The organism is Bradyrhizobium sp. WSM1743 (assembly GCF_000473065.1).
Classification (GTDB): Bacteria; Pseudomonadota; Alphaproteobacteria; order Rhizobiales; family Xanthobacteraceae; genus Bradyrhizobium.
On sequence record NZ_AXAZ01000168.1, the window covers coordinates 1 to 1,084 of the forward strand.

The 1,084-nt window shown below is 53.5% G+C and carries 1 protein-coding gene; it reads left to right on the top strand.

Translation table 11 applies throughout. From position 1 onward, the window contains the following. Window positions 1-705: 705 nt before the first annotated feature. A complete protein-coding gene (locus YU9_RS48640; protein ID WP_156952382.1) occupies window positions 706-942 on the top strand; it encodes a PilZ domain-containing protein in 237 nt (78 codons plus the stop codon). The last annotated feature ends 142 nt before the right edge of the window (window positions 943-1,084 follow it).

The window sequence follows — 1,084 nt, forward strand, 5'->3', positions numbered from 1 at the left end:
GGGCACGCCCCTACCGCGGAGAGAACCATGGACCCGGCAAGGATGTTCAAGGAGAGCTTGACCTCACGCCCGGAATTAGAGAACGGCCTGGGTCAATTCCGGAAGTTAGTCGTTCGATAAAATAGTCAGATCGGCCGCCATCATTAGCGCGGCCGATCTCCGTCGACGACTGCGGGGGCGCTATTCGCTCATTCGGTTATTCCGCCCTGCCATGACCAGCATGCCTTCGGCTCCGCCCTGCGGGATCTCTGCCTCCGCCGTATTCGTGTAAGCGCGGTGTCAGCAATGGCATCGACCCACGTCGGCCCCGTCGCCGGCCGCCGAAATCAACAAAGGCAACGTGGCCTCGTGGGATCGAAATAAATAGCCAGCAGCTGTGTGAGCGATTTAAAAATCGCTTGGATCAAATGCCTATGGCGTAGGCACTTTGATGAGCACCAAAAGCAATCGGCGCTAAAATTCCAGCAAACGCAAGTCCTTGCGCGTCCGCTCATTCAACCTCCAAGCGCCAGCTTAATATAATTTATTTGTGCATCTTCTTCTTTTAATTTATATATTTAATATGATATTTTTAATGCATTTATTTCAGGGGCATTGAGATTGGATCCGCTCCTAAGATTTTGACGAACTCGCATTGGCGGCAAGGGGGCCCGATCGACAATCGATTTGTGCTCTTCGGTGTGAACCCTGTACTCGGAGAAAATTATGGAGCAGAAAGGTTCTCATTCGACACGCATCCCAAAGTCAGGCTCAATCAGCTTCGGCCGTTCAAAAGCAGATTGCGTGATTCGCAGCATCTCCGCATACGGTGCCGCCCTGGATATTGTTGGAGATGGAAAGATTCCCGACGACTTCGTGCTGACCGTCATTCCGGACGGTGACCTGCGCCGGTGTGCGGTGGTCTGGCGTAAGGAAAAGCGTATCGCCGTCGCATTCTATTGACACGCCACCAGCTCATGCGGATGCAGGTGGAAGTTCTTAGGGCCATAGGTGTCAATCGGCTTGCAAATTTGACCCCTCATCGGCGTCCAATTTTGACCCCTTCGGACGGCGGGCTTTGCTGGTAGCGCTCGTCTCGTCGGAG